25 protein-coding genes, 1 tRNA gene and 1 pseudogene are annotated in these 25492 nt (G+C 56.8%); 19 read left to right on the top strand and 8 right to left on the bottom strand.

From position 1 onward, the window contains the following. Positions 1-9: 9 nt before the first annotated feature. The 6 genes from LRK71_RS02090 to LRK71_RS02065 all read left to right on the top strand — a co-directional run bounded on the left by LRK71_RS02090 (position 10) and on the right by LRK71_RS02065 (position 7304). A complete protein-coding gene (locus LRK71_RS02090; RefSeq protein WP_232400734.1) occupies positions 10-1383 on the top strand; it encodes an aspartate aminotransferase family protein in 1374 nt (457 codons plus the stop codon). A 1048-nt stretch (positions 1384-2431) separates the two neighbouring features. Next, entirely contained in the window at positions 2432-2788 is a 357-nt protein-coding gene (locus tag LRK71_RS02085) for a hypothetical protein (protein WP_232400733.1), read from the top strand. Between the two features lie 915 nt (positions 2789-3703). Next, positions 3704-4903, top strand: a complete 1200-nt coding sequence (locus tag LRK71_RS02080; RefSeq protein ID WP_232400732.1) for an N-acetyltransferase DgcN family protein — start codon at positions 3704-3706, stop codon at positions 4901-4903. Next, complete coding sequence (locus LRK71_RS02075; RefSeq protein WP_232400731.1) at positions 4900-6036, top strand: alanine/ornithine racemase family PLP-dependent enzyme; 1137 nt, start codon at positions 4900-4902, stop codon at positions 6034-6036. Before LRK71_RS02080 ends, LRK71_RS02075 begins: the two co-directional genes overlap by 4 nt. A gap of 222 nt (positions 6037-6258) precedes the next feature. Further along, complete coding sequence (locus tag LRK71_RS02070) at positions 6259-6735, top strand: site-specific integrase (RefSeq protein ID WP_232400730.1); 477 nt, start codon at positions 6259-6261, stop codon at positions 6733-6735. 122 nt (positions 6736-6857) lie between these two features. Further along, complete coding sequence (locus LRK71_RS02065) at positions 6858-7304, top strand: recombinase family protein (RefSeq protein WP_232400729.1); 447 nt, start codon at positions 6858-6860, stop codon at positions 7302-7304. 76 nt (positions 7305-7380) lie between these two features. Here the strand turns inward: LRK71_RS02065 and LRK71_RS02060 are convergent, their stop codons facing one another. After that, on the bottom strand, positions 7381-7926 hold the full coding sequence (locus tag LRK71_RS02060) for a winged helix-turn-helix transcriptional regulator (protein ID WP_232400727.1): 546 nt from the start codon (positions 7924-7926) through the stop codon (positions 7381-7383). A 39-nt stretch (positions 7927-7965) separates the two neighbouring features. On the opposite strand from LRK71_RS02060, the gene LRK71_RS02055 reads away from it, so the two are divergent. The 3 genes from LRK71_RS02055 (at position 7966) to LRK71_RS02045 (ending at position 9362) form a co-directional block, all read left to right on the top strand. Further along, the gene (locus tag LRK71_RS02055; RefSeq protein WP_232400725.1) at positions 7966-8346 is read left to right on the top strand and encodes a VOC family protein; all 381 of its coding nucleotides are present in this window, start codon (positions 7966-7968) and stop codon (positions 8344-8346) included. After that, positions 8346-8519, top strand: a complete 174-nt coding sequence (locus LRK71_RS02050) for a hypothetical protein (RefSeq protein WP_232400723.1) — start codon at positions 8346-8348, stop codon at positions 8517-8519. Before LRK71_RS02055 ends, LRK71_RS02050 begins: the two co-directional genes overlap by 1 nt. A gap of 261 nt (positions 8520-8780) precedes the next feature. After that, complete coding sequence (locus LRK71_RS02045) at positions 8781-9362, top strand: hypothetical protein (RefSeq protein ID WP_232400722.1); 582 nt, start codon at positions 8781-8783, stop codon at positions 9360-9362. A gap of 244 nt (positions 9363-9606) precedes the next feature. Here the strand turns inward: LRK71_RS02045 and LRK71_RS02040 are convergent, their stop codons facing one another. Further along, positions 9607-9753, bottom strand: coding sequence for a hypothetical protein (locus LRK71_RS02040; protein WP_232400721.1), 147 nt, complete (start codon positions 9751-9753; stop codon positions 9607-9609). A gap of 91 nt (positions 9754-9844) precedes the next feature. On the opposite strand from LRK71_RS02040, the gene LRK71_RS02035 reads away from it, so the two are divergent. The 5 genes and pseudogenes from LRK71_RS02035 to LRK71_RS02015 all read left to right on the top strand — a co-directional run bounded on the left by LRK71_RS02035 (position 9845) and on the right by LRK71_RS02015 (position 13179). Then, entirely contained in the window at positions 9845-10096 is a 252-nt protein-coding gene (locus LRK71_RS02035) for a hypothetical protein (RefSeq protein ID WP_232400720.1), read from the top strand. A 100-nt stretch (positions 10097-10196) separates the two neighbouring features. Beyond that, a pseudogene (locus LRK71_RS02030) lies at positions 10197-10761 on the top strand (hypothetical protein). A 48-nt stretch (positions 10762-10809) separates the two neighbouring features. Next, entirely contained in the window at positions 10810-11040 is a 231-nt protein-coding gene (locus LRK71_RS02025; RefSeq protein ID WP_232400719.1) for a helix-turn-helix domain-containing protein, read from the top strand. Between the two features lie 382 nt (positions 11041-11422). Further along, positions 11423-12418 (top strand): hypothetical protein, encoded by a 996-nt coding sequence (locus LRK71_RS02020; RefSeq protein WP_232400718.1) that lies wholly within the window; start codon positions 11423-11425, stop codon positions 12416-12418. A gap of 554 nt (positions 12419-12972) precedes the next feature. Further along, positions 12973-13179, top strand: a complete 207-nt coding sequence (locus LRK71_RS02015; RefSeq protein WP_232400717.1) for a hypothetical protein — start codon at positions 12973-12975, stop codon at positions 13177-13179. A gap of 314 nt (positions 13180-13493) precedes the next feature. Here LRK71_RS02015 and LRK71_RS02010 read toward each other — a convergent pair whose 3' ends face one another. The 4 genes from LRK71_RS02010 to LRK71_RS01995 all read right to left on the bottom strand — a co-directional run bounded on the left by LRK71_RS02010 (position 13494) and on the right by LRK71_RS01995 (position 16162). After that, positions 13494-14456 carry a tyrosine-type recombinase/integrase gene (locus LRK71_RS02010; protein ID WP_232400716.1) on the bottom strand — a complete coding sequence of 321 codons (963 nt, stop codon included), beginning with the start codon at positions 14454-14456 and terminating at the stop codon, positions 13494-13496. Between the two features lie 141 nt (positions 14457-14597). Further along, positions 14598-14684: transfer RNA gene (locus LRK71_RS02005), tRNA-Leu, on the bottom strand. 168 nt (positions 14685-14852) lie between these two features. Further along, the gene (locus LRK71_RS02000; protein WP_232400715.1) at positions 14853-15413 is read right to left on the bottom strand and encodes a tetratricopeptide repeat protein; all 561 of its coding nucleotides are present in this window, start codon (positions 15411-15413) and stop codon (positions 14853-14855) included. A gap of 278 nt (positions 15414-15691) precedes the next feature. Continuing rightward, a complete protein-coding gene (locus LRK71_RS01995) occupies positions 15692-16162 on the bottom strand; it encodes an Lrp/AsnC family transcriptional regulator (protein ID WP_232400714.1) in 471 nt (156 codons plus the stop codon). Positions 16163-16287: 125 nt separating this feature from the next. Here LRK71_RS01995 and putA point away from each other — a divergent pair, with 125 nt between their 5' ends. Both putA and LRK71_RS01985 read left to right on the top strand, forming a co-directional pair. Further along, a complete protein-coding gene (gene putA, locus LRK71_RS01990) occupies positions 16288-19704 on the top strand; it encodes a bifunctional proline dehydrogenase/L-glutamate gamma-semialdehyde dehydrogenase PutA (protein WP_232400713.1) in 3417 nt (1138 codons plus the stop codon). Positions 19705-19772: 68 nt separating this feature from the next. Next, positions 19773-20543 (top strand): rhomboid family intramembrane serine protease, encoded by a 771-nt coding sequence (locus LRK71_RS01985; protein ID WP_232400712.1) that lies wholly within the window; start codon positions 19773-19775, stop codon positions 20541-20543. Positions 20544-20681: 138 nt separating this feature from the next. Here LRK71_RS01985 and LRK71_RS01980 read toward each other — a convergent pair whose 3' ends face one another. Continuing rightward, positions 20682-21467, bottom strand: coding sequence for an inositol monophosphatase family protein (locus LRK71_RS01980; RefSeq protein WP_232400710.1), 786 nt, complete (start codon positions 21465-21467; stop codon positions 20682-20684). A gap of 250 nt (positions 21468-21717) precedes the next feature. Here LRK71_RS01980 and LRK71_RS01975 point away from each other — a divergent pair, with 250 nt between their 5' ends. Beyond that, a complete protein-coding gene (locus LRK71_RS01975) occupies positions 21718-22758 on the top strand; it encodes an NADP-dependent oxidoreductase (RefSeq protein ID WP_232400708.1) in 1041 nt (346 codons plus the stop codon). Between the two features lie 67 nt (positions 22759-22825). On the opposite strand, the gene LRK71_RS01970 is transcribed toward LRK71_RS01975, so the two are convergent. Next, positions 22826-23731 (bottom strand): LysR family transcriptional regulator, encoded by a 906-nt coding sequence (locus tag LRK71_RS01970; RefSeq protein WP_232401132.1) that lies wholly within the window; start codon positions 23729-23731, stop codon positions 22826-22828. 95 nt (positions 23732-23826) lie between these two features. Here LRK71_RS01970 and metF point away from each other — a divergent pair, with 95 nt between their 5' ends. Together metF and LRK71_RS01960 are read left to right on the top strand one after the other, a co-directional pair. Continuing rightward, positions 23827-24696, top strand: coding sequence for a methylenetetrahydrofolate reductase [NAD(P)H] (gene metF / locus LRK71_RS01965; protein WP_232400706.1), 870 nt, complete (start codon positions 23827-23829; stop codon positions 24694-24696). A gap of 109 nt (positions 24697-24805) precedes the next feature. After that, the gene (locus LRK71_RS01960; RefSeq protein WP_232400705.1) at positions 24806-25297 is read left to right on the top strand and encodes a PaaI family thioesterase; all 492 of its coding nucleotides are present in this window, start codon (positions 24806-24808) and stop codon (positions 25295-25297) included. Positions 25298-25492 lie beyond the last annotated feature (195 nt).

Raw genomic sequence — 25492 nt, 5'->3', positions numbered from 1 at the left:
AGAGAAAAAATGCTGAGAAACGACCAACTTGATCAATGGGACCGCGAGAACTTCTTCCACCCCTCGACCCACCTGGCCCAGCACGCCCGTGGAGAGAGCCCGAACCGAGTGATCAAAACCGCCAGCGGTGTGCATATTGAAGACCGTGACGGCAACAGGCTGCTCGATGCCTTTGCCGGGCTTTACTGTGTCAATGTCGGCTATGGCCGCCAAGAAATCGCCGAGGCGATTGCCGCGCAGGCGAAAGAACTGGCCTATTATCATTCCTACGTGGGGCATGGCACCGAGGCATCGATCACCCTGTCAAAGATGATCCTGGACCGCGCACCCGCCAATATGTCCAAGGTCTATTTTGGCCTTGGCGGCTCTGATGCGAACGAAACCAACGTCAAATTGATCTGGTATTACAACAACATCCTCGGCCGTCCCGAAAAGAAGAAGATCATCTCGCGCTGGCGTGGCTATCATGGTTCGGGTCTGGTGACCGGGTCGCTGACAGGTCTTGAGCTGTTCCACAAGAAGTTCGACCTGCCGCTGGCCCAGGTGCTGCACACCGAAGCGCCCTATTATTTCCGCCGTGACAATCTGGACCAGACCGAAGAGCAGTTCGTCGCCCATTGCGTGGCCGAGCTGGAAGCCATGATCGAACGCGAAGGCGCCGATACCATTGCCGCCTTTATTGGCGAACCCATTCTGGGTACCGGTGGTATCGTACCGCCCCCCGCAGGCTATTGGCCCGCGATTCAGGCCGTGCTGAAAAAGCACGACATCCTGCTGGTTGCGGATGAGGTCGTCACCGGGTTTGGCCGCCTCGGCACCATGTTCGGCTCGGATCACTATGGGCTTGAGGCCGATATCATCACCATCGCCAAGGGGCTGACCTCGGCCTATGCGCCGCTGTCTGGATCTATTGTGTCGGACAAGGTTTGGAAGGTGCTTGAACAGGGCACGGATGAAAATGGCCCCATCGGCCATGGCTGGACCTATTCCGCCCACCCCATCGGGGCGGCAGCCGGGGTTGCCAACCTCAAGCTGATCGACGAGTTGAACCTAGTGGAAAACGCTGGCAGCACGGGTGCCTACCTGCAGAAATCCATGCAAGAAGCCCTGGGCGACCACGCCCATGTTGGCGATATCCGTGGCGAAGGCATGCTCTGCGCGGTGGAATTCGTCAAGGATCGCGACAGCCGCACATTCTTTGATGCCGCTGACAAGATCGGTCCGCAGGTCTCGGCTACGCTCTTGTCGCAGGACAGCGTCATCGCCCGCGCCATGCCGCAGGGAGATATCCTCGGCTTTGCCCCCCCCTTCTGTCTCAGCCGCGAAGAGGTAGATACCGTCGTCGCCGCCACCAAACGCGCCGTGACGACAGTCTTGGGTTAAGAAACCTAGCTTTGTCCCCCAGGTGAGCAGCGGTCAATCTGGCCGCCACACACCTGGGGGGCGACACACGATGCAGGCTTTTCTTGCTCAACGACTGCTGAACCTGACCGGGGTAGCCGAGGATTGCCGATACCACCCGGCAGCCGCCGATTGTTGAACACGCGAACCGCCGCCTTGGCAGCGTTCTCATCCAACCGCAGACCAGAAATGGACCTCTGCGCGCAAGCTGGAGATGGCCTCCTTTCAGCACGGTCGCCCTACGGTCATGACGCCCCTGAACCGGACATCCAGTTCTGCTTGCCCGTCGTGCTTGATGCTGCGCGCAGCTCAAAGGTCGGCAAAGTGCAGGATAGTGACATTTGAAAAACCAGCGGTTTGACACGATCTGCCGCAGCTTCATGCTGCGGTGCCGCGGGCAGGAACGCCCATTTTGCCAATATTCTGCAACGCAGTGAATGTCCTCTTCTGGGGGGCGAACGAAAAAAAACATTGCTGGACAAGTCTCTGCTGATACTCACGGTGGAGGCTTGCAAACCTTGACCTTTTTTCGTGCAGAGATGGTCGGAGAAATGGAGCCGGATTCACCAACGTTGTATTTCCGGTGCCAAAAGGCTATATGACAGATACGAACATTGCGGTTCTCTCAGGCATAGGCGCAGCAAGCGGCCAGAGCGGACCACAATCCTCTATCATGAAAATTCAGCTGTCACGTCCTGTAGCAGGGATTTGATGTTTGGGAAGGTTGCCGATGTTATCGTGCACGACCACATCGCCTGCGACCGTTGCTTATCCGTGTGTCTTGGCCGGATACGCAGGGGAATTGTCGCCAGGCTGCGATGAGGTCTTTGCAACGGACGAAAGTATGCAGAGCCTCAGGGCTAAGGCTTACCAACGGATCAAAACGCATCTTCTGATCACGCGGGAAACCTGCGGATCCGAACTGCGCCCCATCTGCCATCGCAACTTCAAAATGGTCTGACACCAAGTCAGGCCTGCGCAAAAGAGACACAAATAGTGAGGCGGCGCTTTCTCCGTCAAAGGATCAAAAATGACATTTCCAGAATGGACGAAACCCAGTATTTACGGTGCTTTGGTTGGCGCGATTGCAGTCTCAATCCTTGGCTTCAACTGGGGAGGATGGACAACTTCTGGCACTGCACGGGTAATGGCGCAAACACATGCCGCTGAGGAAGTGACTTTGGCTATGGTCCCGGTCTGTCTGAATGCCTCCGCAGCAGATCCAGAACGCACGGCGAAGCTCTCGACAATTCAGGACGCATCCACCTCCTACAATCGCAGAAAAGCCATGATGGCGACGGGATGGGCAACATTCCCTGGCTCTGACGCGCCAAACCGCGATCTCGCGGGTGCCTGTGTTGAAGGGCTTGGGCTGGATGGGTCATGATCCGAACGTGATGCTCCCACAGACAGAGACATTTCAGCCCGAGACATTTTGTGGCGCAAGGGGATGGTCTGGAATTCAGATGAGGATGCTCCTTTTCTCTCTCTCTGTCAGTGTATTGTTCCTTTTTGCAATGCCCCTATTCGCCCAATCCCTGCCCGCAAATGCCAGTGCAAAGAGCTATGGCGACGGGTGGGAATGCAACATTGGCTACAGGTCTAACGCCACGGCCTGCGAACCTGTAATTGTGCCCGAGAATGCCTATGCAACGAACCGCACCTATGGCCAGGGGTGGGAATGTCTTCATGGCTTTCGCAGCGATGCTCAATCCGACTGCGTTGCCGTAGTGGTCCCAGAGGGTGGGTATCTGGGGCCATCAGGCGAAAGGTGGCTCTGCCTGCGGGGGTTCTTCAAACTCGATGACAGCTGTCAGCAGATCATCTTGCCCGCAAACGCTTATTTGGCAGAGGGGTCATACGGGAGCCCATGGGCCTGCAAACGCGGCTTTGAGGCCAAAGACGACAATTGCGTCATCATTGCAGTTCCTGACAACGCATATCTAAACACATCAAGCTACGGGCAGCCCTGGACATGTGAGCGTGGCTTCTTTGAACAGGCTGGCCTGTGCGAAGCCGTCGCGGTCCCGGAAAATGCATATCTCTCCGACGCAACCCATGACACGGGGTGGAAATGCGAGCGTGGATACGCGGTCTCTGGCGAGACATGCGAATTGATCGACCTTCCAGAACACGCACATCTGAACAGATCAGGTAACGGGTGGGAATGTGACAGGAACTTCCACAATTCAAAGGGTCGATGCGTTCTAAAGAACTAGGCGCACGGCGCAACAACACAGAAGACAACATCTGCTGGGGAGGACGGGCTTGTATTCCGTCACAATCGCAAAAGGGAATTACAATGGAAGTCAAATCTAAACCCGTCGACACCATCCTGCGTCCAGTCAACGGGGCGCAAGCGCCACCAATGACCCAGGTCAAACCCAAACTTTCGGCTACAAACACTCACTTCGCAGCACCGCCATCAGCAGTCATATATTGCGAGGGCAACTTTGCCCAAATCGATGGCAAGACCGCAAACGGCCTTGTGCGCCATTCAGAGGCCTATAGGATTCTGTCAGTCATCGACAGCACCCATAGCGGACAAGACAGCGGACTTATTCTCGACGATGCGGTGAACCACATACCGGTCTTTGGTCATCTGAAGGCCGCAGTTGCCCATGAACCCGTCGTTCCCGACACGCTGATCTATGGCATGGCCCCCTCGACGGGGCGACTCTTGCCTGCGGATCGACGCGTTATCCTGAACGCGATAAAGCTTGGCATGAATATTGTGAGCGGCTTGCATGAATACCTGAGCGACGATTTTGAAATTGCCAACGCCGCATCTGACCGCGATGTCACGATCCGCGATATCCGCAAACCAAAACCGAGCAAGGACATGCGGTTGTTCGATGGCAGTATCGCTGGTGTCAAAGCTTTGCGCATTGCGGTTCTCGGGACCGATTGCGCCATTGGGAAACGGACAACGGCGACCGTTTTGACCCAAGCCCTGAACGCGAAGGGCATCAAGACAGTACTTGTCGGCACGGGGCAAACCGGCCTAATGCAGGGCGCAAAATACGGTGTCGCAATGGATGCCGTCCCCCCCCAGTTCTGCTGTGGCGAGCTGGAAGGTGCGATTGTTGCGGCTGCTGAAGCGGAACAACCCGATGTCATTGTGATCGAAGGCCAGGGCGCCTTAAGCCATCCCGCGTTCTGCACATCCGCGTTTATCCTGCGCGGTAGCCAGCCGGATGCGGTCATCCTTCAGCACGCCCCCAAACGTGCACATCGCTGCGACTTTCCCAATTTTCCAATGCCTGCCCCTGCTAGTGAGATCGCTTTGATCGAAGCCTTTGCCGATACAAAGGTCATCGGCGTCACGCTTAATCACGAGGGGATGACAGACCCCGAAATCACCGATACCATCGCGGCACAATCACACAAACTCGGGGTTCCTGTGACAGATGCGCTGGCCCGACCCGTTGCACATTTGCTTGCGATGGTGGTTGCCGCATACCCCGGTTTGACGCAGAGGTCATCAATGGTAGCGATATGAGCTGCCCGCGCATCGAAGTTGATCTCGGCAAGATACGTCGCAACACACATACGCTCGCTCGACGGTTGAGCCCGCATGGCATCGACATCACAGGCATTATCAAGGCTGTTTGCGGGCATCCAGCAATCGCCCGGGCCATGCTGGACGGTGGCGCCGTGGCGCTTGCGGATGCACGTATCAGCAATGTGCGGCGGTTACGTCAGGCAGGTATCATATGCCCTGTCACTCTGATCCGAACACCGATGTTAAGCCAGGCCGATCAGGTCGTGCAGTTCTGTGAAGCAAGCTACAATACAGAGCTTGTCATTATTGCAGCCCTAGCCTCCGCCGCGATCCGCAAAGGCAGGGTTCACGGTATCATTCTGATGGTCGAGATGGGCGATCAGCGCGATGGGATATTGCCTGAGAACCTAGCTGACATTGCACAGCAGGTTATGAAAATGCCCGGGGTTGCGTTGCAAGGCATCGGCGCAAACTTTGCCTGTTTGAGCGGGGTCGCCCCTACTGCGGCTCAAATGGTCGCGCTTGGCACCCTGGCGAACGAGATCGAGGGGGGGTGCGGCCCAATCCTTAAAACCGTGTCCGGTGGCAATTCTGCCAACCTGCCTTGGGCATTCAAAGAACAATTTACTGGCCGTATCAACGACCTAAGACTGGGTGAGGCCATACTTCTGGGCGTTGAACCCGTGTCTGGCGACCCAATTCACGGGATGCACACGGACGCCTTCACGCTTATCACCGAGGTTATTGAAACGAGTGAAAAACCTGCGCCTTTGCCCATCGCCATAGTTGATCCAGCTCTGGCAAGGTTTCGCATTGCTCCACCCAGCGGGGCCTCCACCCGTCTTATCCTCGCCATAGGGCGTCAAGACACGGATATTTTGGGGCTTTCAATGCCTGCAGGATGCACATTGCTTGGCGCAACCAGCGATCATCTGGTCATTGGGGCGAACCAAGGCATGCTGAAGGTGGGATCCGAAGTGAGATTTCATATGAACTACAATGCGCTTATGCATGCAATGGCAGCACCAGACATTGAGGTAAGACTGATCAATGATCGACAGCGCCAGACAACCGCTAGAGACCCAAGGCTGGTCCGAACACCTGACGCTGGTGTGAGAAGTCTCGCCTAGCCTGGGGGCCATCTGGGGGGCTACCCAATTGCAGTGCGAAAAAGTGAAGCGTTTACAGCGCGGTATCAAAAGGAAATGGTGCGGGCAGTGCGCACAGCAACTAAGTCAGACAAAATCTCTTTCAGTTTGCTTGCTTCTTGTTTTCATATCTAAATCACCCAAGTTGATCCGCCATCCTCTGGAATAATTCTCCTGAAGCGGGATCCAAAATGGGGGCCAGATATGGCTAGAAACAAGCTCACCACTCTTGAAGCAAAGAAGCGTGACCGCAATGACTCTTCGTACCTTGCTCTGCGCTTTAACATTCTGACACTGGTACGATCGTCAGGAATAAGGGGCGAGCGATTTAACGAGATCGACAGCGACATCTGGACCGTCCCCAAAGAGCGGATGAAAGAAACTATCGCATCCGCATCAGATTTTCGAGTTCCCCTGTCCGATGCAGCCCTAGGGATTGTCGCCAGGGCTGAGGAATGGCGGCGTAGCTCATTCATATTTCCCGGCGCTATCCCCGGCGGAATCTCAGATGTGGCAGTCGCCAAGGTGCTGAGAAAGATTGCACCTAATGCCACGCCGCACGGTATGCGAACCAGCTTTCGCACCTGGTTCCAGAATACGGATGCTGCAAACTATGACGTTGCTGAAACCGCATTGTTGGCGGCAAAGTGGAACGCGCCTATGCCCGCTCTGATTTGTTAGACCGCCGCCGAATCTTGATGCAATCATGGGCGGCCTTTGTGACAGACGCAGCATCCTCGGTAGTTCCGCTTTGCAGGAGCGAATGATCTCTAACTCTCGCGACCTAACGCCAAAGTCATCGAATGGCAACTCACAGCCCACACATTGGCACGCGCCAGTATGCGCGGCTGGTTCGCGATTGGGTTGTCGTGCCCAAGCTCGACCGGCTTGCCCGCTCTGTGCCAGATGCCCGCGCCATTTCCGACCAGCTCCAGGAGAAAGGTGTCAAGCTGGCTCTGAGTGCCTCTGTCTACGATCCAACTGATCCCATGGAAAAGATGTTCTTCAACATCTTAGCTACCTTCGCCGAATTCGAAGCCGATCTTATACGCATGCGCACACGCGAAGGCATGGCCATCGCTCGTGCCAAAGGAAAACTTCGCGGCAAAAAGCCAAAGCTATCTGACAAGCAACAGAAAGAACTCTGCCGCATGCACGCCACCGGAGACTACTCAATCAGCGACCTGGCCGAAGTGTTTTCCGTATCTCGCCCAACAATCTACCGAACCCTTAACCGACACCAGACCTGACTTTCGCTGCGCCATAATCGAACTGGAAAGACGCGGTCTTTGCCGCCCCTCGTAGTCTCTCATTAAATGACCGTTTTTACTCGATGAAAGTAACCGCAGACGCCGTGGCTTCACTGATTATTTTGCCAGAGCTCACTGCGGAGTATCGAGACCGAGGCGGTCGCGTCAGGTTGTCAACCTGGCGGCAGACCCAGTTTCTTGTTTCCATCGTTTTCAACGACTGTGACAAGGCGCGATCTGTTATCGGCGAAAGCTCTCGTTTGATCTCTACAAAGTGACGCGGGGAGTGCAAGGATGCCAAAACAGGAAGCGTCCACGACCGACGCAGCAGGTCTTGATCTTCTTCTTTTGAAACGCGGTTGATTTCGCTGGCGAGTTTGGCGGCAGATATTCCCATCTGGGTTAGCCGGAACTCTGGGCGCAATGGATGACCATGGCCAGGATTTCGCTCAACCATTCCTATCGTGATTAGATGATCCATGCTTTGGGCGAAGGCAGTCCTGCCCGCACCGGTTGCAGCCAGTAACGGCGCTTGCCGACCGGAAATGCCAGCGTCCAGTTGCGCAAGAATTGGTAACGCCCAAGCCCTTGAAGTGATGTTGACAAGTAAGCCAATGTACATAATCTATAGTTACTATATTTAGAATGAAAAGGGAAGCCCATGTCGCTCATTTCAGTAGATCAAACGATTACAATTGCCATGTCGGTCAAAGACCGGAACGCAAGCGCGAAGTGGTACGAAGACATGTTAGGATTTGAGCTGATTTACCATGCTGATGAGGCTGGGTGGTCCGAGATGCAGACAAACACACCCGGTGTAACAATCGGTTTTGGGGAACACACCAAACCCGTACCCGGCAACTGTGTGCCAGTTTTTGGGATCGCTGATTTGGATTCTGCGAGGCAAGAGCTGGAACAAGCCGACGTGAAGTTCGATGGCGACACGGGCGTCGTCGAAGGCATGGTCAAAACCGCAACGTTTTATGATCCTGATGGCAATGCGCTGATGCTTGCTGAGGATTTAACCGGTGTGGCCCCATAATGCGTGGATTGATGATAGTCGCCACGGCGAGCGTGTTTTTGACCAGTGCCGCCATGGCCGAGCCCTTCAACGAGGTCACGATTGGGGTGCCCGTCATGTCGATCGAGGATGCCGATCTAGGTACCGCGCCGCCGCATGGCGGCTGTGAGCCCACTGCAACAGTTAGTACTTAGTTTTCATGCTGCAAACACAACGTGATATTTAAAAAGTATGCAGGGCCGAAGAGTAACCTTCCGGTTTATTATCGCCATATAGTTAACTCATTAAGCATAGACGCCTTGTTTCTGGATACGCCTGGCCCCACATCACAAGGCCATGGAACAGCAGCGCGTGTTCCGGCCTTGGCACTGGCCAGCCTCAAATGAAGGTCGCTGCCTCCTTGGCAAGAACAATGTTGCGCGGGAGCCATCCCGATCTTTAAACTGGAGTTAGATATGGGAAATACCAAGTCATTGTTTTTTAAGACCGCATTTATCGGAGCATTGATGACTGCAATCGGCGCCCCTTCTCTCGCTCAGGATTCAGGGGAACCCTCCAATTTCAAGGAACAAATGATCGCTTCTGCAGGTGAGCGCTTCGCTTCAACCCTCAGACAGCTGATCGAGGACCGGGAAAGCCTCTGCGCCGAGTTTGATGGCGGCGAGCTTATTACCAACCCTGGCGGAACCCAGTACGTCGCAGACTTCAACGGCGATGGTATAACAGATCCGATCATTGATGGCGGAGTGTTCAATTGCACAACCTCCGCGACCATGTTCCACGGGTTCTCCGGGGGACGAATGATCGACGTCTTTGTCTCAACCCCGGATCCAGCAGTACCCTACGCGCACTTTTCGTTCACGGGGCTTGGCAATATCACCACCTCTCTTGGAAACAAGGCCATTCTGCTTATGGTTCAGGACGGAACAAGCTGTGACGCCACAGGCAATGAATTCTGCTTCGCGGCCTATAGCTGGCTTGACGGCAAATTTGCGGCCGCAGGTGGTACCGTCAAGCCAGTCGGCAACTACGAATGAGTTCCGGTTAAATGCGCTGCACCCCAACCTTGGACCGCCGGAAGCTGGATTTTTCCGGCGGTATCATGATGGCGGGCTGGTAACGTCACCGGGATAGCCGGCTTTTTCCTCTACTATGCAGCTACCTAGACAGGTGCGATCAAAACTTTATGGGGAATTTCATCCCCACAATCCACAGAAAGGGATATTTGTCCCCCGTATCAATTCTCACATCAACCGATGGAGGATTGATACGGGGGACAAATCAAATACCTTGCTGCGCGATGCCCAGCACATCGCCGGATCGCCCGAAGATCACATTGACGATCCCAAGCTGTTCACCACCGCCTGGGCAACGATGAAGGCCGCGCGCGGTCAGGGGTTCGACCCGCAGCGCCTGCGCCCACAGCATCTGATCGACCGCCCGCAACCGCCGCGCAACCGATGGCAGGCCGGATTGCCCCTACAACGGCCAAGGCATAGCGCCCCGACACACCCGCAGCATGAGCGCTGCAACCAGGGGCGCGGAACTGCAAGACCATCACTTACGGACCACAACCGCGCCCACGGAAGAGCCATTCGGCCTCAGCGCACCCTGGACACATCACGCCACCCCGGAAGAATTTGAACGCCTTGCCCGGCTGCACAGCCGGATCCAGCGTAAGGAAAAAGCGCTCGCATCCATGCGTGACGAACGCGCCGCCATCATGCGCCGCAGTATCCGCCGTATGCGCCGCGCCACAGGAAAAGACTAAGATCCCCATGAAACAATTGAAAGTTCTTATCGGCTGCGAAACCAGCGGCGCGGTGCGACGCGCCTTTCTCGATCGCGGCCATGACGCCTAGTCCTGCGATCTGCTGCCCGCACAGGACCGCAGCAACCCCACATGCAATGCGACGTGCGCGAGGTGCTGGATATGGGCTGGGATCTGCTCGCCGTCATGCACCTGCCCTGCACCCGGCTCTGCAATAGCGGGGTGCGCTGGCTGCACCAGCCCCCAAAGGGGCGTAGTCTGGCCGAAATGTGGGCAGACCTCGATGAAGGTGCCGCGCTGTTTTCAGCCTGCTGGAATGCGCCGATCCCGCGCGTAGCGGTGGAAAACCCAGTGATGCACATACATGCAAAACAGCGGATTGAGAACTTTCAGCCCGCTGCCCAACATTTGCAGCCGCACTGGCTTGGAGAACCGCATTTAAGGCGACCGGCCTTTACCTGCGCGGCCTGCCCAAGCTGATCCCGACAAACAAGCTGACACCGCCCGAGAAAGGCACAGAAGACCACAAGCGCTGGTCTGCCATCCACCGCGCCCCACCGGGCAAGCTGCGCTGGCAGATCCGCAGCAAGACCTTCCCCGGCATTGCCAGCGCTATGGCAACCCAATGGGGCGATCACGCCATGGCTCACAAACTTGCCTCCTAACACAACAACCACCCCAGCTGTTACTGCAGCGCGAACCAGGAACCTAAAATGACACAGCAACTCATTGCAGTAGATGCTGACGCCCTCGCACGTCTTCAGGACGAACTGACCGAGATCAAGAAGCTACTCCTATCGTCCAAAATCAGCCCGCCGGCTAAGTGGATCACAGTCGCGGAATACGCCCAAAAGGCGGGGAAGTCAGAAGCGACAGTCCGCCGCTGGGTCAGAGCTGGAAAGCTGGAACGCAACAAAGGGTTGGTCAAAAACCTCGATATCTAAGTGCTCGCCCCATCCTTCATAATTCTATGCTCGCCACAGATGAATGGCGACTGCCAGCCCAATGCGGACCCACAGACCTTGGCTGGAAATTGCGGTAGCTGATCTTCGCCGCACGGTTGGTGAACTGGTAGGATGCAGATCTTCGTTGCGGTATTCGGCAAAGGTCGAAGTATGATATTTCTCCGCCGCCCGAGGTCGCGCAGCTCAACAAATACTTAGGCTTGCGGCCTCACTGTCCTAGCCCGTTTTCTGAACTGTGCGGGAAAGTTGAGGCGCTTGCTCTGCCGCAAACGGACCTAAACGCAAAAGCATTTGGCTAATGGTCGACTTTCTGGCCTGAATCGAGATATTATGGATGCGACAAAAGAGGAACTTAGAGCTTATGCGCATTCTAGCACTTATATCTGCTTGTCTGATCTCCACCGCGGCATCTGCTGAGTACATTCGAGGCAGTGACTATGGGTACAAGCTTTGGGAAGGTGCCGCTTACACCGACAGCCAGAGCGGTCGGTTCTCACATTGCGTAGTTTCAGCACCATACAAGTCAGGTGATACCCTCTTAATTTCATTTACGAAGGAAAAGAAATTGGTGGTCGGCGTGTCAAACGACGATTTCAATTTTGACATCGCCAGAAACATTCCTGTCACAATATATGTTGATCGCAGGCCACCGATTTATGCAACTGCAACTCCTGTCTCATCAACAATGGTCACGCTGTCGATGCCGAACTTTGACCAAGCGATGCGCTTCATTCAGATGGGTCGCACTATGCAGATTGATGGCCGCCAATTCTCAGGTGTTTATGATCTTACGGGAACAAAGGTGGCTCTTGAACGTACATATAGCTGTGCATCTAACTACTATGATTACGCAGAAGCGCTAAGCCAACAGGGCGGGCTGAGCCAAAGAGCACTGTTCCAAATTGCCAGCAATATGATTACATCAATTGACGTGTCAGATGCTACCTATTTGAGCGATGCGGAGATACAAGACTTGGGCTTTGGGGCGGATTCGGTGTTTTGGGCCTCTGACGATCTTGGAGTTCTGGCTGGCACACTTACGGCGCACCGTCCGACTGGAGACTTAAGGGCGACCGACAGTGAGGACCTGGCATTCATGTCGGGCCTTTGCAAGGGTGATTTTGCCAGTTCATCGCAGAAGGTCTCACATGTTGAAGGTATCAGCCAGCGCGAGTTGCATGGGGTTTGTCGTTTAGATGATGGCGATACGCATATAATCGTGGCAAAGACTGATATTGGCGAGCACACGCTCTACAACGTTGTTTTTTTCTTCGACAGTGAGAAGGCTGGCGAAGTGAAACGTGTAGAAGCGACCGGTAACATCGCTATCCACTCCGCCCGTTACGCCACTGAGTGACCTAGTTTAAGTCACGCTCTTAGCGTTGGTAGCGATTAATGGACTAACTGGGGCAACCGTTGAATGTCCCCAGTTCTGTGTTGATGGTCGCAGAATTATGTGAAAAGCGGCCCGTCTTTCTTTTCTTCATTGATGGCCTTGATGTGATGCTTCGTCCCGGATGTAAGTGTAACTGGCAGAAGCCAATCCTAATGACCTCACCTAGCCTCTCACCCGGGATTCGCTGCACTCAACCCGAAGCGCCTCAACAGCCATTGGCACGGATCTGCATATAGCAGACCTTGTCCATGCACGCCGCGAACTGGTAGTGTGCGGGACAAAGTGTGAATTCGCTGCTGGTGCGCCAAAGTCGGCTCTCGAGAAATCTGGCCGGGAAGAAACGGTTGTTTGTGGCCATTCGCAGATAAGCTCAGGTTTCTGGGCAACGATAACACTTACAAATCATGGTTTTCAGTTGCAAAGTTGATGCCCTACAGTTTTTAACGTCTATAACTGCAAAGGCAGTCGTGATCAGGTTTCAGATAGCTTTTCAAAAAATGAGGTACTTACATACTATGAAACGCATTTTGATGGTTTCAGTTTTGATGCTGGTGACGGGTTGTGAAGTCCAAGACCCACAGACCCCAGAATTTGTCGCCCTACAGCAGGCCTGCCAAAATGGCGATACTCAAACCTGCTTTCAAGTTGAACAGATAAGAGCTGAACGGCAGCGGCAACAGAACGAAATTCTCTTCGGCGGCGATACGGTTATTGTTTATTAGTAACCAAGATCAGATCACTCGAGTTGGCCAATAGCTCACTGCCCAAAACGGTCGTTTTTATCACTCGCTTTATGTCCACATGATACGTTGAAAACGTCTTGTGCTACAAATTCTTGGCAAAACCACCTCAGGTTTTGTCACCTTTTTACCTGCCAATAAAGAGTGGATGTTCGTACATAGCACGGCATTGGTCCAAGTGGCTCACAACCGCCGTTAGCCGCATCTTTGCCCAGTGTCCGCTCTGGCGCAACGGCCAAACTTTGCAAATGTCGCTATCTGCGCAGAGCCGACACAGCTACCCAAATTTCAAACGCCTAATCAAGGCGCTTGGCCAGCTCTTCGGCACTTTCATTATAGTACACCCGCAATTGCCGCAAATCTGTGTGTCCCACCATCCGAGCAAGCGCCAACACATCTAGCTTGGTTGAGAGTGCTGTAATGGCCGCATGGCGGGAATCATGGAAAGTCAGCCCCTTCACACCTGCCCGGTCCCGCAGCTTTCGGAACAACACATCCAACTGACGAGACGACAGGCCAAACACGGGATCCAATTCCGGCAACGCTCTTATGAGCTCAACGGCCCTGGTCGACAAAGGCACCTCGCGCGGCCTGCCGTTCTTTGTGTGGGTCAGCAGAGCCACCCGGCGATCCAGATCGACGCGATCCCACTCCAGCCCTGCGATTTCGCCCGCGCGCATGGCGCATTCCATCGCAAATTTGAACGCATGGAAAGCCCGCGCTGTAGCTTTGCTCAGGTCCTCACCCGCGCAGAACTGCATCGCCTCGATCTCGGCAGGGGTTGGCAATCGATCACGCGGTTGAGGCTTGGCAGGTTTTCGCACATCGCTTAGCGGGTTTATTGAGATCAGCTCCCAATCGCGCCGCGCAACAGTCAGGACCGAAGACATGAGCTGCATTTCTCGAATGACGCTGGCAGGAGCGACCTCCTGCAACCGCTTGTCCCGCCACTTGGCAAAGTCTTTAGCAGACAGATCCTCCAGGCGAATTTGAGCAATAGGATCTCGCCCAAACTTCTCCAGCCTGATGACTTCCCATCGGTGACCACGTTTAGAAGGCGACACCTCTCGGGCATAGCGGTCAAACAGCTCACCCAATGCCAGCTTGGCAGCGATCTTATCGCCGTGCAGTATCTCATATTCTGCCCGCGCGGCCCAATCCTTGGCCTCTTGCTTTGTCGGGAATACCTTTGACTTTCGGATACCCCTGCGGGCAATCTCTGCTCGGTATCCTGATTTGAGCTTACGAATAGAGGCCATGATTTACGCACCGTGCGGAAAATATGCGTAAACGGATACACATTCCTGCACATCATGGGTAGTCACTCAGTTCACAAAAATCCGTAACACTCTTATTTTATAAGGATAAATGTTCAAAACCGTTCACGTCGGTTTAGATGCTGGTGCGGGCGGTGGGACTCGAACCCACACGGGCACAAGGCCCAACAGATTTTAAGTCTGGTATGTCTACCATTCCATCACGCCCGCAACCATAGCACAGAACAGGTCTGCGCCTTGGTTCAAATATCTAACGGCCTAACCCTTGGGGTACAATTCGTTTTTCTCGCAAGATGAGCATTTTTCGCATTGCTGCAAAGCCTATCAGCAAACACTCCGGGCCAGATCAGCGGGCCTGGGCGAAACCCGCGTTCCCTCTTAAAGCTCGCGGTCCTCAGGCGTGACCTTATCGAGAGCTTCCGGTGCCAGGGGGCCGCCTTGCAGGGCCAGGCTGCGCTCTGCCAACCAGGGGTTTAACCGCAGGGCCGCCCCCAGCGCATCCCGCGCCTCTGGCAGACGGGCCAAACCATAGAGAGCCAAGGCGCGACCGCTAAGTGCGGCAACGTGGCGCGATGACAGGGCCAGCGTGCGATCCAGATCCAGCAGGGCAGCGGCAAAATCCTGGCGCAGGAAATGCACAAAGGCCCGCTGGTTGTAGCCTTCGGCATAGGCAGGACAATAGGCGATCAGCCTGTCGAAATCCTCTAGCGCACCGACAAAATCATAGGCAGAGCGCCGCATCATGCCGCGATCCAGGATCGCCTGGGCCTGGGCATCCGGCGCATCCGCCCAAAACGCCCACATCTGATTGAACAGGGCCTGAGCCTCTGCCTCATCAGACGCGCGATGCACCTTTGCAATCAGCGCATCCAAGGCAACGGAATGGTCCTGGGCAGATGGGCAACGGGCAAGCCCTGCCCCCGCAGTTGCCGTCAGCACAGGCACCACAAGAAAGAGAGAGAGGCCGCAGGCCCAACAAGGGTGGTGCCCGCGCGGCGCTGGAAGACAGCGCAGCCACGCTGCTGAACGAGACAACAGAACGGAAAGAACATCAGCACAGGTCATACAGACAGGCTGCAAAACTAAGCCGGGGCTGGCAAATCAACTTTTTGCGCGCAATGCTACAGATCTGCCAGCGGGGCCTGCCCTGGACAGATGGCCGCCCGGGTCGGTCTGCTCGATCAGGCTGCATCCCACCCGCAGGGCGCAGGCAGGCGTTAAATCGGTGCCAGGCCTGCATCTTCCTTGACCGCCTGCATCGCAACATAGGTCGAGGTTGCAGCCACATAGGGCAGAGAGGAAATCTTTTCGCCCAGCACCTGCCGATAGGCCGACATGGACCGCGTACGAACCCGCAGCAGATAGTCAAAATGAGAGGCCATAAGATAGGCCTGTTCAATCTCGGGGATGCGCGTCACGGCCGCGTTGAACTTTGACAGCGCCGCCTCGCGGGTGTCTTCCAGTTTGACCTCCACAAAAGCGATATGATCCAGCCCCAGTCGAATGGGATCAATCTGCGCCCGATACCCGGTGATTATGCCGCCAAGCTCCAGCCGACGCAGCCGGGTTTGCGTCGGCGATTTTGACAGGCCGATCCGGCGCGCTAGATCAGCAATAGAGAGACGCCCATCGCCCCCCAGTACATTGAGAATCTCTCGGTCAAACCGATCCAGATCAGATAAATCCATTCAGCCTGCCTCTGACCAAAATTGCGATACGATTGATCACGTTTTGCCACACCTTCGGGAGATTGTCCCGAATAAAAGACAGTAAAGCTAGCAAAACACCCTCCGCAAAAGATTGGAGCCTCAAGATGAACCTGCACAGCAAATTGCGTGACCGGATTGATGCCGGAACCTATGTCAATCAACAGGATATGTTTGATCAGTTGTGTAGTACCGCCGCGCTAAGCGCGGCCGATCGCGCGGCGATTTGCACCCGTGCCGCTGCCCTTGTGCGCGACATCCGTGGCCATTCCAACCCCGGCCTGATGGAGGTCTTCCTCGCGGAATATGGCCTGTCCACCGACGAAGGTATCGCCCTGATGTGCCTAGCCGAAGCCCTGTTGCGGGTGCCGGATGCCGATACCATTGATGCGCTGATCGAGGACAAGATTGCCCCCTCTGACTGGGGCAAACACCTGGGTCATTCCTCCTCTTCACTGGTCAATGCCTCGACCTGGGCCCTGATGTTGACGGGCAAAGTTCTGGATGAAGATCGCAGCCCGGTGGGGGCCCTGCGCGGCGCCATCAAACGCCTGGGCGAGCCGGTGATCCGCACTGCCGTAGCCCGCGCCATGCGGGAAATGGGCCGCCAGTTCGTTCTGGGAGAAACCATTGAATCGGCAATGAAACGTGCCGCCGGCATGGAGGCAAAGGGCTATACCTATTCCTACGACATGCTGGGAGAAGCCGCCCGGACCGAGGCGGATGCCGCCCGCTATCATCTGGCCTATTCCAAGGCGATTTCGGCCATTGCTGCCGGTTGTGACAGCGATGACATTCGCAAGAACCCCGGCATTTCGATCAAGCTCTCGGCGCTGCACCCCCGGTATGAGCTGGCCCAGGAAGGCCGCGTCATGGAACAATTGGTGCCGCGCGTCAAAGCGCTGGCGCTGCTGGCCAAGGCAGCCAATATGGGGCTGAACATCGATGCCGAAGAGGCCGACCGCCTGTCGCTCTCGCTTGAGGTGATAGAGGCGGTGGTCTCTGAACCATCTCTGAACGGGTGGGAAGGCTTTGGCGTCGTGGTACAGGCCTATGGCCCGCGCACCGGCCTGGTGATTGATGCGCTTTATGATCTCGCGGAAAAACACGACCGCCGCTTTATGGTCCGCCTGGTCAAGGGCGCCTATTGGGATACCGAGATCAAGCTGGCCCAGGTCGAGGGCGTCGATGGCTTTCCGGTCTTCACCAACAAGGCGCTGAGCGATGTGTCCTATATTGCCAATGCCCGCAAATTGATGGGCATGACAGACCGGATCTATCCGCAGTTTGCCACCCATAACGCCCATACTGTCAGCGCCATTCTGCACATGGCAGGTGATGCCGACAGCTATGAATTTCAGCGCCTGCATGGCATGGGCGAAACCCTGCACAATATGGTGCTGGAACAGAACCAGACCCGTTGCCGCATCTATGCCCCCGTGGGGGCGCACCGGGATCTGCTGGCCTATCTGGTACGGCGTCTGCTGGAAAACGGCGCCAACAGCTCTTTTGTCAACCAAATCGTCGATGAAGATGTGGCACCGGAAATCGTCGCGGCCGATCCCTTTCTGGACGCCGCCAACTGCGCCAATACCATTCCCACCGGGCCTGAACTCTACGCGCCGGAACGACCCAATTCCATCGGGTTTGACCTGGGCCATGCCCCTACCCTCGCCCGGATCGAAGAAGACCGCGACCCCTGGCGTCAGCACAGTTGGCTGTCCGAGCCGCTGATTGCCGCCGAGATTACCCCCTCGCAGCCCGAGAACGTGTCCAACCCTGCGGATTTCACCAACGTCGGCCAGGTCACCCCGTCGAGCGCTGCAGACGTAGAGGCCGCCCTTGAGGCCGCCACACCTTGGCAGGCCAGCGCGGCAGAGCGGGCTGCGGTTCTCAATACCGCTGCCGATCTGTTTGAGGAAAACTACGCCGAGCTCTTTGCGATTCTGGCGCGCGAGGCCGGCAAGAGCCTGCCCGACGCCGTGGCCGAACTGCGCGAGGCAGTGGATTTCCTGCGCTACTACGCCGCCCGCATTCCCGATGCGGAACCCGCCGGTGTGTTCACCTGTATCTCGCCCTGGAACTTCCCTCTGGCGATTTTCTCGGGTCAGATCGCGGCGGCGCTGGCCGTTGGCAACGCGGTGCTGGCCAAATCAGCCGAACAAACGCCACTGATTGCCCATCGCGCCATTTCCCTGATGCACGAAGCCGGGGTGCCGCGCACCGCCCTGCAGTTTCTGCCTGGTGCTGGTGCGGTTGTCGGTGCCGCACTGACCTCGGATCGCCGGGTGCATGGCGTCGCCTTTACCGGCTCAACCGCGACCGCCCTGCGCATCCGCTCCAGCATGGCAGAACACATGCAACCGGGCGCACCGCTGATTGCTGAAACTGGCGGGCTGAATGCGATGATCGTCGACAGCACCGCGCTGCCCGAACAGGCGGTGCAGGCCATCGTCGAAAGCGCCTTTCAATCTGCGGGCCAGCGCTGTTCGGCGCTGCGCTGTCTCTACCTGCAGGAAGACATCGCCGACGCTGTGCTGACCATGCTGAAAGGCGCGATGGATCTGCTGCACCTCGGGGACCCCTGGAACCTGGAGGTCGACAGCGGCCCGGTGATCGACGCCAATGCCCGTGCTGTCATCCTGGCCCATATCGACCAGGCCCGCGCCGAGGGCCGGGTGCTCAAGGAGGTGAACACCCCGCAGGCCGGCACCTTTGTCGCCCCGACCCTGATTTCGGTCTCTCGTATTGGCGATCTGGAACAAGAGATCTTTGGCCCGGTGCTGCATGTGGCGCGGTTCAAATCAAAAGATCTGGACCAGGTCATCGCGGATATCAATGCTACCGGCTACGGGCTGACCTTTGGCCTGCACACCCGCATTGACGACCGGGTGCAGCATATCTGCGACAGCATTCACGCCGGTAATATCTATGTGAACCGCAACCAGATCGGCGCCATTGTCGGCAGCCAGCCCTTTGGCGGCGAAGGTCTCTCGGGCACCGGCCCCAAGGCGGGGGGGCCGAACTACCTGGCCCGGTTCTGTGCTCCAGACCGTCAAACCCCAAGTGATGAATGGGAGACGACCGCACCAGTGCCTCTGTCGCGCGCAAAGCCAACTGGCACGCCGGGCCCCAGTGTCACCACCTCCTTGCCGGGTCCCACCGGGGAATCGAACCGGCTGACCACCCTGCCCCGCGCGCCGCTGCTCTGTCTCGGGCCTGGGGTGCAGACCGTGGCTGCACAGGTGCAGGCGGTGATCGACCTTGGCGGTACCGCGCTGCAGGCACAGGGTCCGCTGAACGTGCAAGAGCTGCAACAGGCCGAAGGCATCGCCGGGGTTCTGTGGTGGGGTGACAGCAAAACGGCCACCGAGATCGAGCGTAGTCTGGCCATGCGGGACGGTCCCATTTTGCCCCTGATTCCAGGTCTGCCGGATCGCGCCCGCGTATTGGCGGAACGCCATGTCTGCGTCGACACCACTGCTGCGGGCGGGAATGCGGCGCTGCTGGGCGGCGCAACCTGACCCCCAGTGCTGGGTTGGCTCGCTGATAACCCCTTGACGCTGGGCCAAAATCGGCTCAGCGTCGGGGCATGTTTCCGCTGCGTGACCATAACCCATCAGCCGGTACGCCCTATGTTGTCTACGGGCTGATTGCGGCCAATGTTCTGGCCTATCTGATGTATTCCGGCCTGGGTAATGATCCCCGCGCCCTGATGCAGTTTTATCAGAGCTATGCCATTATCCCAGCCAATCTTGCCCGTGGCGAGGGCTCCACGACACTGCTGACCTCTGTCTTCATTCATGGCGGACTGATGCATCTGGGCGGCAATATGCTGTTTCTCTGGATCTTTGGCGACAATCTCGAGGATGAGATGGGGCACCTGCCCTTTCTGGCCTTTTACCTTGCCTGCGGCATTGGCGCCGGGCTGATCCATGTGCTGGCCGCGCCAGGCTCGCAGGTCCCCACCGTTGGGGCCTCGGGGGCCATTGCCGGGGTGATGGGGGGCTACCTCTTGCTCTTCCCTAAGGCGCGCGTCGATATCCTACTGATCCTAATCATCTTTTTTCGCATCATCACCGTGCCCGCCGCATTGATGCTGGGACTCTGGCTGGCGTTACAGATCTTTGGCGGATTGGGCTCGGATCCCGACCAGGGCGGGGTTGCCTATTGGGCCCATGCCGGCGGGTTTGCGGTGGGGCTGGTGCTGATCCTGCCGCTTTGGTTACGCCGTGGCGGGCCAGCCTTTTGGTCGCGCACCCATGGCCTGCCGCCCAACCCTGCAACCCAGTATACCTATAGCGCCAGTCGCATACCGCGGCTGCCGCACAAACGGCGGCGGCCCGGCCCCTGGGGGAAATAGACCCGGCACCGTATAACGAAAAAGCGCGCCTCAAAGGACGCGCTTTTGTCATAGGTTTCGTCTCTGTATCGCCCGGTTCGGAAGGCTCAGACTATATATCGTCAGGTACAGCCAGTGGCTGGGCAAAAAGCCTATCGATCAGGCGCGTACAACCTTGGCAAAGCTTTCAAAGATCGGCTCGTTGGAGCAGACAACTTCACCGCACTCAACAATGCTGTCGCTTGGATTGATGGCTTCAGCCAGACCGCCAGCCTCTTGCACGATGATGATACCCGCAGCCAGATCCCAGGCATTCAGGCGGCGTTCCCAAAAGCCATCGTAACGGCCGGCAGCCACATAGGCCATGTCCAACGCAGCGGAGCCAAAGCGGCGCACACCGGCACAGGCGGGCAACAGGCGGGCCAGATCCTGCAGGGTATCGGGCAGATCAGCACGGCCCGCAAAAGGCAGCCCGGTGGCAAAGATGGATTCGATCAGACGATGCCGACCCGAGGTACGGATCCGGCTTTCGTTCATCCAGGCACCCGCGCCTTTTTCAGCAAAGAACAGCTCATCCCGGCTGGGGTCATAGACCACACCGGCGATGACCTTGCCCTTGTGTTCCAGCGCGATAGAAATCGACCAATGCGGCAGGCCATGCAAAAAGTTGGTGGTGCCATCCAGCGGATCGACAATCCAGCGACGGGTTGGATCGTCACCAGGGATTTCGCCACCCTCTTCCGCCAGCCAGCCATAGGTGGGGCGCGCGCCCATCAGCTCTTCCTTCAGAATCGCTTCGGCAGCGATATCCGCCTTGGACACAAAGTCTCCAGGGCCCTTGCGGGAGACTTGCAGGTTTTCAACCTCACGAAAGTCTTTTGCCAGGGACCGGCCAGCCTTGCGGGCCGCTTTGATCATCACATTGAGGTTTGCGCTGCCAATCATGTCTGCTGGATCCTGTTGTGCTCGGGGAGATGTCGGTCAAACCGTGCCTATACGCGGCAAGCCTCCATTTGCCAAGGGTCAATAGCGCATCAAATCAAGCCCAGTGGCCCTGGCTGTGTCAGATCCTAGTTGGGCTTTCCGCAGGGTCACAGTAGCTCTACAGTTGTCAAAAGCCAAACTGAACGACAGAGTCCAAAAAACGCCCTCTGCGCAGGCAATGCCTGCGTTGGACCACAATAAGGAGACAGAGATGACCGGTGAAATGCAACAAATCGTTTTGGCCAGCCGCCCCGAGGCCGCACCAGTGGCAGAAAACTTCCGGCTGGAAAAGGTCGCTCTGCCCGAACCCGGTGAAGGCGAAGTGCTTGTAAAGTTGCACTATATGTCGCTGGACCCCTATATGCGCGGCCGTATGGATGATGCGAAATCCTATGCCGCACCAGTGCCCATCGGCGGCCGCATGGAGGCCGGCGCCGTTGGCGAGGTCATTGCCTCAAACAGCCCGCATTTCCAGGTTGGCGATTTTGCCTTTGGCATGTTTGGCTGGGCCAGCCACGGCTGCCTGCCCGCGAAAGAACTGCGCAAAATTGACCCCACACAGGGGCCAATCACGGCGGCGCTTGGCGTTCTGGGCATGCCAGGGTTTACCGGATGGCATGGCTTATCCGCCTATGGGCGCCCGCAGGCAGGTGAAACCCTGGTGGTGGCCGCCGCAACCGGGCCGGTGGGTTCTATGGTGGGTCAACTGGCAAAACAGGCCGGGCTGCGGGTTGTGGGCATCGCAGGTGGTGCCGAAAAATGTAAGCTTGCCGTTGACACCTTTGGCTTTGATGTCTGCCTCGATCACCGCGCCTATGCCGATGCCCGCGCCCTGCGCAAAGACCTGAAAGAGGTCTGCCCCAGAGGCATTGATATCTATTTTGAGAATGTCGGCGGCAAGGTGCTAGAGGCCGTTCTGCCGCTGATGAATCCAAATGGCCGCATTCCGATCTGCGGCATGATTGCCTGGTACAACGCCGGGGGGCTGGGCGAAGGGGCCACGGAAGCAGGGCTTACCGGGCCAAGCATCTGGCGCAATATATTGGTCAAGTTCCTGTCGGTGAACGGTTTTATCATATCAAACCACTTTGACCGCTACCCCGAATTCCTGAAAGAGGTCGCCCCGCTGGTGGCCAAAGGCGAGCTGCGCTTTATCGAGGATGTGGCCGAAGGGCTGGAAAACGCTCCTGCCGCCTTTATGGCCATGCTGAACGGCGGCAACACCGGCAAGCAGATCGTCAAACTGATCTGATACGGGTAATCTCTGCGGGCACCGGGGGATCCCCCGGTATCCGCAGCCAGTTCAAGCGAAGCGCCACCTACTGCTGTTGCAGCTTGCGTGCCTCGACCTTTGCCAGGCGAATAAGTTCCTGCATATAGGGTTTTTCGCGATCTTCGCTGCGGATCGCCGCATAGAGACGGCGGGTAATTCCGCCCTTGGTCAGCGGGCGAGTGACGTAATCGGACGAATATTTCACCTCGCGCACCACCCAATCGGGCAGGACCGAAACCCCGCGGTTTGACGCCACCAGCAGCAAGATCACCGCCGTCAGCTCCACTTGCCGAATGCTCTCGGGTTCGACCCGCGCCGGGATCAGCAGCTGGCTGAACACATCCAACCGCGATTTTTCAACCGGATAGGTGATCAATGTCTGGTCAAGAAAATCCTCGGCCTCGACATAGGTTTTCTGAGCCAGCGGATGCTGCGCAGAGGCGACAAACACCGCTTTGTAATCAAACAGTTCGATAAAATCGACGCCGGGAATATCTTCGGGATCGGAAGAGACCACCAGATCGACCTCTTGTTTTTGCAGGGCTGGCAGTGCGTCAAAGGCAAGACCGGGTCGAATATCCACATCGACATCCGACCAGCTCTTGCGGAAGGCTTCCAGCACAGGGAACAACCACTCGAAACAGGCGTGGCATTCAATGGCGATATGCATCCGTCCAGTGTGGCCGTCGCGCAGAGAGGAAAACTCTGCCAAGGTGGCCTCAACCTGGGGTAGCACTTGTTCGGCCAGCCGCAGCAATCGCAGCCCTGCCGCCGACAGTTTCATCGGCTTGGAGCGGCGTTTGAAAAGTTCGACTCCGGCTTGATCTTCCAGACCTTTGATTTGATGACTCAATGCACTTTGCGTGATGTTGAGCTGCTCGGCCGCGCGTGCCAACCCGCCAGCCTCGTGAATGGCCTTTATCGTACGCAGGTGGCGAAACTCGATGTGCATAACTTCATATCTACTCATGTTGTTCTTGAGAATTATGAAATTGTCTCACAATGCTGCACATGCAACAAGAGGGAAATCCTACGGAGAGCACAGCTATGACGAGCCCTGAGATTTCATTTGAATTTTTCCCACCCCAGTCTCTGGAGGCGTCTTTTCGACTTTGGGATACCGTACAGACCTTGGCACCGCTGGATCCGCGCTTTGTCTCGGTTACCTATGGGGCGGGCGGCACCACCCGCGACCTGACCCGCGATGCCGTGAAGACCCTGCATGGCAGCTCTGGGCTCAATGTGGCAGCGCATCTGACCTGTGTTGATGCAAGTCGCGCCGAAACTCTAGAAATCGCGGAAAACTTTGCCGCAGTGGGTGTCACCGAAATCGTGGCACTGCGCGGTGACCCCCCCAAGGATACCGGAAAATTTGTGCCCCACCCTGATGGATTTGCCAATTCGGTGGAACTGATTGAGGCGCTGGCAGCGACGGGTAAATTTTCCCTGCGCGTTGGTGCCTATCCCGATCCACACCCAGAAGCGGCAAATGCCCAAGCAGATGTCGACTGGCTCAAGCGCAAGCTGGACGCCGGTGCCGATGAGGCCCTGACCCAATTTTTCTTTGAGGCAGATACCTTCCTGCGTTTCCGCGATGCCTGCACCAAGGCCGGCATTGATGGGGATAAGCTGGTGCCAGGCATCCTGCCGATAGAAAACTGGAAAGGTGCGCGCAACTTTGCCAAACGCTGCGGCACTGTGATCCCGGCCTGGATAGATGACGCCTTTGAAAAAGCCACCCGCGACAATCGCGAAGACCTGCTGGCCACGGCGATCTGCAGCGAGCTGTGCTCAGACCTGCTCGACGAAGGGGTGAAGAAACTGCATTTCTACACTCTCAACCGCCCCGAGCTGACCCGCGATGTTTGTTTTGCCCTCGGCCTCTCTCCCAAGGTCTCGCTCGAGAACGTAGCGTAAAGCTTGTTGCGGATCGTTCCTGCCCGGTACTGTCACTAAAAAAGCTATGCACCCTAGGGGATTACCCCTAGGGTGCAGCTTTTTCAGCTGTAAATACAGAGGGCACGCCATGCCGATCGCAAAATCAACTGCCGACCTTCCGACCATGGATCAGATCGTTCAGCTTTCGGGGCTGGAGTTCATGCAAGGCATTCTGGATGGCCGCCTGCCCGGCCCGCCAATTGGCGCCCTGATGGGCTATACCCTGCATGAGGTTAGCGAAGGGCGCGCGGTATTTCGCGGCACGCCCCGGTTTGAGGTCACCAACCCAATGGGCACGGTGCATGGCGGTTGGTACGGCACCCTGCTGGACAGCGCCATGGCCTGTGCGGTGATGACAGCCGTGCCCAAGGGCTCGGCCTATACAACCTTGGAATACAAGATCAATATCCTGCGCTCTGTTCCGCTGGGCACCACAGTGGATTGCATTGGCGTTATCGACCATGTTGGCCGTTCAACCGGGGTCGCCCATGGGGAACTGCGCGGCGTCGACGACGGCAAGCTTTACGCCACCGGATCGACCACCTGCATTGTGATGAATATGACCGGCAAAAAGAGCTGAGCCCACATTGCCTGACAGGCGCCAGCCAGTACGCTGCGGCCTGCGGCAGCGCAGATCAGAATGCAGAGTGCAGAGTGCAGAGTGCAGAGTTTGCCAGGTGATCGGGCGGTGCTAGAGCGTGTCGCGTTCATTCGCATTCAGACGACACGCTCTAGTTTATTGATTTCGCATGTCGAATAGCTCGAAACCGGAATC

The sequence above is a fragment of the Pseudophaeobacter flagellatus genome (assembly GCF_021228235.1).
GTDB classification, from domain to species: domain Bacteria; phylum Pseudomonadota; class Alphaproteobacteria; order Rhodobacterales; family Rhodobacteraceae; genus Pseudophaeobacter; species Pseudophaeobacter flagellatus.
The sequence above is the reverse complement of the archived record's forward strand: the minus strand, read 5'-3'. Positions and strand labels throughout refer to the sequence as shown.

Coding starts and splice junctions, on each gene's coding strand:
- LRK71_RS02090 (WP_232400734.1), top strand. CDS start 10: ATGCTGAGAAACGACCAACTTGATCAATGGGACCGCGAGAACTTCTTC.
- LRK71_RS02085 (WP_232400733.1), top strand. CDS start 2,432: ATGACATTTCCAGAATGGACGAAACCCAGTATTTACGGTGCTTTGGTT.
- LRK71_RS02080 (WP_232400732.1), top strand. CDS start 3,704: ATGGAAGTCAAATCTAAACCCGTCGACACCATCCTGCGTCCAGTCAAC.
- LRK71_RS02075 (WP_232400731.1), top strand. CDS start 4,900: ATGAGCTGCCCGCGCATCGAAGTTGATCTCGGCAAGATACGTCGCAAC.
- LRK71_RS02070 (WP_232400730.1), top strand. CDS start 6,259: ATGGCTAGAAACAAGCTCACCACTCTTGAAGCAAAGAAGCGTGACCGC.
- LRK71_RS02065 (WP_232400729.1), top strand. CDS start 6,858: ATGGCAACTCACAGCCCACACATTGGCACGCGCCAGTATGCGCGGCTG.
- LRK71_RS02060 (WP_232400727.1), bottom strand. CDS start 7,926: ATGTACATTGGCTTACTTGTCAACATCACTTCAAGGGCTTGGGCGTTA.
- LRK71_RS02055 (WP_232400725.1), top strand. CDS start 7,966: ATGTCGCTCATTTCAGTAGATCAAACGATTACAATTGCCATGTCGGTC.
- LRK71_RS02050 (WP_232400723.1), top strand. CDS start 8,346: ATGCGTGGATTGATGATAGTCGCCACGGCGAGCGTGTTTTTGACCAGT.
- LRK71_RS02045 (WP_232400722.1), top strand. CDS start 8,781: ATGGGAAATACCAAGTCATTGTTTTTTAAGACCGCATTTATCGGAGCA.
- LRK71_RS02040 (WP_232400721.1), bottom strand. CDS start 9,753: ATGCTGTGGGCGCAGGCGCTGCGGGTCGAACCCCTGACCGCGCGCGGC.
- LRK71_RS02035 (WP_232400720.1), top strand. CDS start 9,845: ATGAGCGCTGCAACCAGGGGCGCGGAACTGCAAGACCATCACTTACGG.
- LRK71_RS02025 (WP_232400719.1), top strand. CDS start 10,810: ATGACACAGCAACTCATTGCAGTAGATGCTGACGCCCTCGCACGTCTT.
- LRK71_RS02020 (WP_232400718.1), top strand. CDS start 11,423: ATGCGCATTCTAGCACTTATATCTGCTTGTCTGATCTCCACCGCGGCA.
- LRK71_RS02015 (WP_232400717.1), top strand. CDS start 12,973: ATGAAACGCATTTTGATGGTTTCAGTTTTGATGCTGGTGACGGGTTGT.
- LRK71_RS02010 (WP_232400716.1), bottom strand. CDS start 14,456: ATGGCCTCTATTCGTAAGCTCAAATCAGGATACCGAGCAGAGATTGCC.
- LRK71_RS01995 (WP_232400714.1), bottom strand. CDS start 16,162: ATGGATTTATCTGATCTGGATCGGTTTGACCGAGAGATTCTCAATGTA.
- putA (WP_232400713.1), top strand. CDS start 16,288: ATGAACCTGCACAGCAAATTGCGTGACCGGATTGATGCCGGAACCTAT.
- LRK71_RS01985 (WP_232400712.1), top strand. CDS start 19,773: ATGTTTCCGCTGCGTGACCATAACCCATCAGCCGGTACGCCCTATGTT.
- LRK71_RS01980 (WP_232400710.1), bottom strand. CDS start 21,467: ATGATTGGCAGCGCAAACCTCAATGTGATGATCAAAGCGGCCCGCAAG.
- LRK71_RS01975 (WP_232400708.1), top strand. CDS start 21,718: ATGACCGGTGAAATGCAACAAATCGTTTTGGCCAGCCGCCCCGAGGCC.
- LRK71_RS01970 (WP_232401132.1), bottom strand. CDS start 23,731: ATGCACATCGAGTTTCGCCACCTGCGTACGATAAAGGCCATTCACGAG.
- metF (WP_232400706.1), top strand. CDS start 23,827: ATGACGAGCCCTGAGATTTCATTTGAATTTTTCCCACCCCAGTCTCTG.
- LRK71_RS01960 (WP_232400705.1), top strand. CDS start 24,806: ATGCCGATCGCAAAATCAACTGCCGACCTTCCGACCATGGATCAGATC.